This is a genomic window from Paraburkholderia piptadeniae, from assembly GCF_900007165.1.
GTDB classification, from domain to species: Bacteria; Pseudomonadota; Gammaproteobacteria; order Burkholderiales; family Burkholderiaceae; genus Paraburkholderia; species Paraburkholderia piptadeniae.
In genome coordinates, this window is the sequence record NZ_CYGY02000109.1 from 21,336 (window position 1) to 28,131 (window position 6,796).

The 6,796-nt window shown below is 60.1% G+C and carries 4 protein-coding genes; all 4 read right to left on the bottom strand.

The window, feature by feature from the left end; all coding sequences use genetic code 11:
* Window positions 1–458 precede the first annotated feature (458 nt).
* Window positions 459–1,553 carry an IS30 family transposase gene (locus tag BN2476_RS40225; RefSeq protein WP_087739720.1) on the bottom strand — a complete coding sequence of 365 codons (1,095 nt, stop codon included), beginning with the start codon at window positions 1,551–1,553 and terminating at the stop codon, window positions 459–461.
* A gap of 609 nt (window positions 1,554–2,162) precedes the next feature.
* Window positions 2,163–3,626 (bottom strand): DUF4331 domain-containing protein, encoded by a 1,464-nt coding sequence (locus tag BN2476_RS40230; protein WP_087739721.1) that lies wholly within the window; start codon window positions 3,624–3,626, stop codon window positions 2,163–2,165.
* Between the two features lie 16 nt (window positions 3,627–3,642).
* Window positions 3,643–4,782 (bottom strand): HupE/UreJ family protein, encoded by a 1,140-nt coding sequence (locus tag BN2476_RS40235; RefSeq protein ID WP_087739722.1) that lies wholly within the window; start codon window positions 4,780–4,782, stop codon window positions 3,643–3,645.
* The gene (locus BN2476_RS40240) at window positions 4,779–5,951 is read right to left on the bottom strand and encodes a tetratricopeptide repeat protein (RefSeq protein WP_087739723.1); all 1,173 of its coding nucleotides are present in this window, start codon (window positions 5,949–5,951) and stop codon (window positions 4,779–4,781) included. The genes BN2476_RS40235 and BN2476_RS40240 overlap by 4 nt, the downstream gene beginning before the upstream one ends.
* Window positions 5,952–6,796: the final 845 nt, after the last annotated feature.

A 6,796-nucleotide genomic window follows, 5' to 3' on the forward strand; every position in this document is an offset into this window, starting at 1 on the left:
GGACTGCGGTGGTGGATGCAATGCCAACCCGCTTGCCGAGCTCCAGCTGGTTAAGTTCACCGCACTCTGCCAGTACTCGGAGGTAGCGCCAGTACGCTATCGCGATGTCGCGATGTTCTCCCTGTCAAGAATCTTCTGCCCGTGTGCGCCGTAGAGGCTGTGCACCGTTCGCGCCATCCACGGCACCGTCCTGCCGCGATCATCAAATACATCGGAAGCCTCTTTTCGCTCCGGGTCCCGTTCATACTGCAATATCGATGTCTGCTTTGGCCGTAATGGAATTTGACCTGGGCATTCGCTCATTTCTTGACATAAAGGTGGCTCATAGAAGGCCGCATATCTGTCATTCGCACCTCGGCAACCGTGAATGTCAGGCCTAACCGCGAGCGGATGCGTACTTGCGACCCTCAACAGCCGTTGGGTCTAGCGCGAGTCGACGGCAGCTTTCAAGGGCGGATTCAACCGGTCGATGCAATAGTTCGATGGAATCGTTCAGCCGGTGTTTCATAATCCAGCGTCTTCCTCGGGCGCTCGTTCAGCCTTCGTGCCACGGCGTTGAGTTTGGCCTGTGAGTAGCGTTGCCAGGGGTGTTTCGGATCGCAGAAGTACACGGCAATGTCGGTGGCGATGGTGAACCGTTTATGGTCCGCCATCTCTGTCCCCCGATCCCACGTGAGCGATTTATAGAGTTCCTGCGGCAGCTTGCCAGCGTGTTTGATGAGCGCATTGACAACCGACTCGCTGTCCTTGCTCGCGATCTTCACCAGCATTACATAGCGTGTCTGACGCTCTACAAGCGTTGCAATCTGGCTGCCACCGCTACCACACAGGAGATCCCCCTCCCAGTGCCCCGGCACCGCACGGTCTTCCACCGTGGCGGGTCGTTCACGGATTGATACCGCGTCGCGGATCCTGCCGTGATCGTCCGTTTTCTGCGTGTGATGGCGCGAGCGACGCATGGCCCGGGTGCGCCATAAATGCTCCAGCAACTCTTTCTTCAATGCACCCCGTGCCTGAATGAAAAGACTGCGGTAGATGGTCTCGTGCGACACGTGGTAGTCCTCGTTGTCCGGCCAGGCGCGGTTGAGCCATCCAGCAATCTGCTGAGGCGACCACTGCAACCGGAGCTTGCTGGCCACGATTTGAGCCAGCATCCGATGCTCGACCAGTTTGCAGACCTTGGGGCGCAGCGACCGATCCAATGCAAGCTGGTCGGCGTGGCTGGCCCGATAGCCGGCCTGCCCACTGTTACGCTTGATCTCGCGACAGATCGTGGACGGTGATCGCGACAGTCGCCGGGCGATTGACTGAATCGAATCGCCCGCGACGAGGCCCCGCGAAATCTCCTCACGCTCGGTAAGCGTGAGCGCCAGCCTGGATCGCCGGCGTGGTGCAGGCTGGATTCCACCAGTTTGCGCCAGAATTCCCTGTACCGACGAATGATTGCGGTTAAATAGCTCGGCGATGTGCTGCAACGACTCGCCTTTACGCCAGCGTTCCCACATCAACGCCTTCTGGCTTTCGCTGTAATAGATCCGGCGCCTCTGTTTCATTTGCAACACTCCCGCCGCTCATGCGACGTTCATTGTGTTGCATCGACCGGTTGAATCCGCCAGATCCAGCGGTCATTCATTCAGCGACGGCGCTCGATAATTGCTCGGCCGTTCTTCGTGCACTTGCCACCGCGGATCGTTAGGCATTGTCGAGTGTCCGCTTCACATCAAAAGGATTTCTGCCGCGCGGAGCCGATGCGGTCTATCGACGTATCTCGGGGTACGTGCGACATGAATCGCATATGCCATCCAGGCCGGGTAACGGCCTCACGAGGCTTCGTTGAGGACCTGGTGAGCCAATGACCTCGGCTTCGGTACACAGACGGTGACGGATTACCTGCTTACTCGAGCGTGTCAGGCAATACCGTGTTGCCAGCTTCGCCGACGGGGTGCACCGACGAAGCCCGGCCTTTCATGCAATGTCCTGGAAGGGCCGGCGTGGACTTCCCCGGCCTCGGTCAATAGTGGGCTAGCGCGAACTCGCCGTGCGCAATCTTCCAGATTACAGCGCCTGTCCAGGTCTCTCTGCTTAAGCATTGGTGACGTTTTGTGCAACTGTCGACCGCCGCGAACACCTTATGCCGAATCGCGGCGAACCTCAATTACCATTCAGCAGGGATTGGCACCCGCTTCACCGCAGTCGATGTGGCGGCGATTTCGCCCGTCGTGCGGTGTCGGCAGGTAGGGGAATACGGTATAGATTCCGTTCACGGTCAGGTTGCTGCCTTCGGCACCGATGTTGAAGTTCACGCCATCACCCAGCAACAGGTTGCCCGTTGGCGCACCTGTCAGACGGCCCGCAATGACCCGCAGCGCGATGTCGGTCACGTCGTCGTTCGGGCGCCGCCCATTGGGCCAGCCGGCGCTGTCCCCGGCAAGAACGGCGAGGCGACGCTGCTGCGCTGGCGGTGTCGGAGAAACCCCCAGATTGAGCCGCAGGAGTTCCGAGCAATCGTGTGCGCCGCACGCCCCAGTCTGCGGTTGGGAGGGATACTTGAGCAGCACGTTTACCAAATCAGTTCGGTTGGTCGTCGGAATCGTCAAGCCGAACCGGAGGTTGAGTGCGGTCGCCAGACTGGAGTTGAGATAGAAACCCAGGAATTGCGCTTCGTCGGCCGGATCGGTCGTATTCCATTTGTCTTTCGAATCGGTCCCAATGATCAATTCGTTGACGAGTGGATTGCCCATGCGGGACACCTGCACCCAACGTCCGGCGTTGTCCTCATCGACGCCCATCCCGCGGCCTTCGTGACGCATTGTGGACACGTACGCGCCGATTACGCCATTGGGTTTGGTCACCGTGGTGATTGGCACTTCGATCGCAATGGTGCTGATGTTGAAGCCGGAGAACGTGTCGTTGCCAAAAGGATTCACGTGATCGTTGGCATCCTCCGCCGGTGTCAACACAGGCGGCGTGCGGCGCAGATTCACCGTGTCGAACACGGCGCCCAAATCGATGTAGAACGTCTCACCGCGCTGTCCGGCGAAGACCTTGCCGCCGTTCGCCAGCACGTAGATACCCTGTGCGGCGAGCGCCTCATAATTGGGCATCGTTAGCGGTCCCACGTTGGACGGCACCGCGAACATCCTCTGGGTACCCAGGTCGGTGCGTTGGCCGTGACGAACTTGCGTCACGGTGTAGCTCTGGCGCAGGATCAGGCCGTCCGAGCCCGGGCCGTCGAGCGCAGTGATCGGCGGCAACGCGGCGTATGACAGCGGCAGCTGTTGGCTCGCCAGGGCCCCGCGCAATTCGGTCTTGAAGCGGATTTCGTAGACGAGGTCGTTGGCCTTGCCGTTGCCATTGGTGTCGATGTTGATGCGATAAATCACGTCATCGCCGAAATTGAAATAGTTCGGCCCAGCGCCAGGGTCCTGCATGGGAATCACGTTCAAAATGAAAACGACGTTGTTAGGGTTCGTCCAACTCCGAAACATGTAAAAGTCGGTGTTGTCGGCGGTCGGGTCGTTCGCAATTAGGGGTGCCTCGCGGTGACTGGCAGGGTGCGTTCCACTGCCCCAAAGCGCCGCGGCGCAAAGCGCGACGGCCGCCATGATGCGGACAACAGATCTCATGGTGTTCTCCTTCAGGTTATAACGGGGCCGCAAACGAGCTAAATATCGGGACGTTGAGTGCACGCTCGAGCAGCCAGATCATGGCGACGGTCGCGGTCACCGCTGAGCCGCCGGTAAGTACCACGCGCCGGTATGTCCAGGTTGCTCGCAACGAGAACGCCAGTGGCAGGTAAACGAATACGATGGCGAGTTGTCCTGCTTCGACGCCAAGATTGAATCCGGCGAGCGACAACGCAAGCGAACCGGCCGGCAAGCCGAGGTCGTGCAACGCGCCTGCAAAGCCCAATCCGTGCAGCAGTCCGAAGCCGAACGCCGCCATCCAGCGTCCGTTCGTCACGTGCGGAAACAGGTTATTCAGCGCCGCCAGCACTACCGACAAGGCGATGCCCGATTCAACGAGCCGCGAAGGCAGCACGACGATCGATAGCGCCGCGAGCGTGAGTGTGATCGAGTGCGCCACCGTAAATGCGGTCACAACCTTGGTGACATCGATGAATGCCCGGCGAAATGATGTGCCGGGCTGCCATGCATGCCCCTCACGAATCAGCACCGCAGGCAGCAGCAGCGAAAGCAGGAAGAGGATGTGATCGTATCCGGTCCAGATGTGCCAGACACCTTCGTTCAGATACATCGCGAACTGTGTCAATGGCCCGCCGGTATCGGTGCCGACGATGCGGTGCGGCGCGTCAGCGCTAAATACGACACTCCGGCTCTCACCGTTCTCGACGAAGTTGAGAAGTCCGCGATGCTGGGGATCAAGGCCTTCGAACAGCCGGTAATCGATAGAAAGTGTTGGGCTCGCCCGCGGACATTGTCCTGTGAACGTCAGCACCGCGTAGGTGCCATCGGTGTGCGAGTCGATCAGTTGCCCAGTCGGTTCGAGCGCACAAAGCTTGCCGCCGGAGGACACCTTGAGGTGTGCAAGCGCATATGCCGCGATATCTCGCTTTCGCGAGCGTACTTCACCCCACGTGATGTCCCCGTCGCCGTTCTCATCGAGCCCAAGCGCGTTGTCGAGATCGCGTAGCGCGATATCCCACTGACCGCGCAGCGCTTGCCCGCTGCGCTCCAGTGTGAGGTAGGCATCGCTTGCCTTGTGCGCAAACGCGGGCGCTATCAGCAACGCGAGCACAAAGGCGAGGACGACGCGTCTCATCGCCGCACCTGCAGCAGCGTGACAATCGATGCATCTTCGAGACGCGTTGCTGCGACCCAATCGGATGCAATCTTTAGGGCATCAGCATCACCGGCCGCACGCGCGGCTTCGATCAGAATCCGCAGGTCCGGCGGCTCGCGCTGGACCAACCAGTTTTCGCGCGCGAGAATAAGTGCCGCTTTGGCGTCATGTTCAACTGAGAGACGAAAGCGCGCCTCCTCCCGGCGATGCACGCTATCCCCGCGGCGACGCGCAGCGTCAAAGCGCGCTGAGAGATCCTCGCGGTGCGCAGCGAATGACTCGCGCAATTCCGGCAGCTGTTGTTCGGCCAGCACTAAACGAAGCAGCAGCGCGTCATTTTTTGTAGCGTCACGCAAGAGTGGCAGCAACTCTCGCGGACGACCCCGATCCAGCAGAAAATCGGCGTACGCCCCCTGCAGATAAGCGTCACGCGGGTCGAGCGCAAGTGCGTCGCGGAAATGTCGCTCGGCTGCATCGAAGTCGCCGCGGCGAGCGGCAATTTCCGCGGCGAGCGTCAACGCCCACTCGCGCACGTCCAGATTGCCGACGCCTTGCGCAAGCACCTGCACGAGCGCCCGGTATGCGCCGGCTGCGTTGCCGGTCAGGCTCGCCGATGTCGCATCGCACCCGATAACGACGATGGGTGCAACGAGTCCCGTCAGTTGCTCGCAATCGTGCCGCGCGTCCGCGTAGCGTCCGCGCACGCTCAGCACTGTGGCGCGCGTCAGTCGCGCCTGCGCGAGCGCTGGATGCGCGGCCAGCAACCGATCCAGATCGGCAAGCGAGCCGTCGAAATCATGCTGGCTTTGCTTGAGCGTTGCGCGAAGCAATAACGCGGTAGGCGGCACATCCTCTCCGCTCCACCACGGCGCCAGCGCCGCCTGCGCCTGGCCGAAGAAGCGAGGATCGCCCAGCCTCCGCCCTGCTTCGAGAGCGCGACGCGCGACGGACATTGCCAGGTTGAGATTGCGCGGGTCCATCATCAGCGTCGCGCGCATGCGTTTCAGTTGCGCGAGCGTCGGATCGTTTTTTTCCGGGAGGTGTTCGAGCACCACTCCATCGCTTTCGGGTACGTTTGGCTTCGCCCCGCTCTCGCCTGAGAGCAAGACAAGCGCGGCTACCACCGTGACCAATGGCCAACCCGACATCGACCTTCTCCCGTCTGCATTGGGTTGTACGCGAAAAGTCCCGATCCGGATGCAGCCGGCTGTCACTGTTGACTCCAGCGTCTTGCTTATGTCTGCGCAATCTGGGCGTCCACCACGCCAGCGCGGTTCAGCATGATGGGTTAGCCAGAAGTAAAGCTGGTTTCGCTTGTCATTTTTGGCTTTATAGGCGACTTCTCAATCACATTCAACGCTTAAGATCCGTCATGAACCGTCAATACAACGATGTCTTAAGCCACAGCGCGGGGGGCGCTGCTATGGCCAGAGCAGACATTCGCGCGTCAGCACGGGATGGCAAGCCGGGCGGTGTCCATATAAGACCGTGTCAAAACACCAAGGGGCTCCGACCATGGCGACGTTCGTCGCTTTCAAGGCCCCCTTCTCGGGAACGGAGGAGCGACTGAATAATTTGGCACCATAGGAACCGCAGCGCCGTCAGCTGGCGGCGTTACCCCTGCAACGCCTCAATTAGCCGTTGCGAACAAGGAGCTTAATAACGCGCTTCATGTTGTAGGCAAGCACGTACAGACTCATCTCCGTGCTAACTCGCACCTTCCTTAACAGCGATACTTGAAAGGGAAACAACTCCACTGACCGAAGGTACGCCAACGCATTAGCATGAGGAAGAGCTAGTTTGGCTACGGTCCTCTCAGAACCGTTCAAGACGGTGCACACGTCCTCCATCAGGTTATTTGCCGAACGGCTGCTCCTGGCGGATCCCAATTGTGCGCTCGTCCGTCAGGTTCCGGTGCAATGCAGCTGTTCCAACAGCCGGGTTCCCGGAGCGCTGAACAGCAGGTTGTGGCCGAACTGAGACGATTTTTCTG

What these genes read in the sequence shown, in the direction of transcription:
- BN2476_RS40225 (WP_087739720.1), bottom strand. Translation starts at nt 1,553, where the DNA reads ATGAAACAGAGGCGCCGGATCTATTACAGCGAAAGCCAGAAGGCGTTG.
- BN2476_RS40235 (WP_087739722.1), bottom strand. Translation starts at nt 4,782, where the DNA reads ATGAGACGCGTCGTCCTCGCCTTTGTGCTCGCGTTGCTGATAGCGCCC.
- BN2476_RS40230 (WP_087739721.1), bottom strand. Translation starts at nt 3,626, where the DNA reads ATGAGATCTGTTGTCCGCATCATGGCGGCCGTCGCGCTTTGCGCCGCG.
- BN2476_RS40240 (WP_087739723.1), bottom strand. Translation starts at nt 5,951, where the DNA reads ATGTCGGGTTGGCCATTGGTCACGGTGGTAGCCGCGCTTGTCTTGCTC.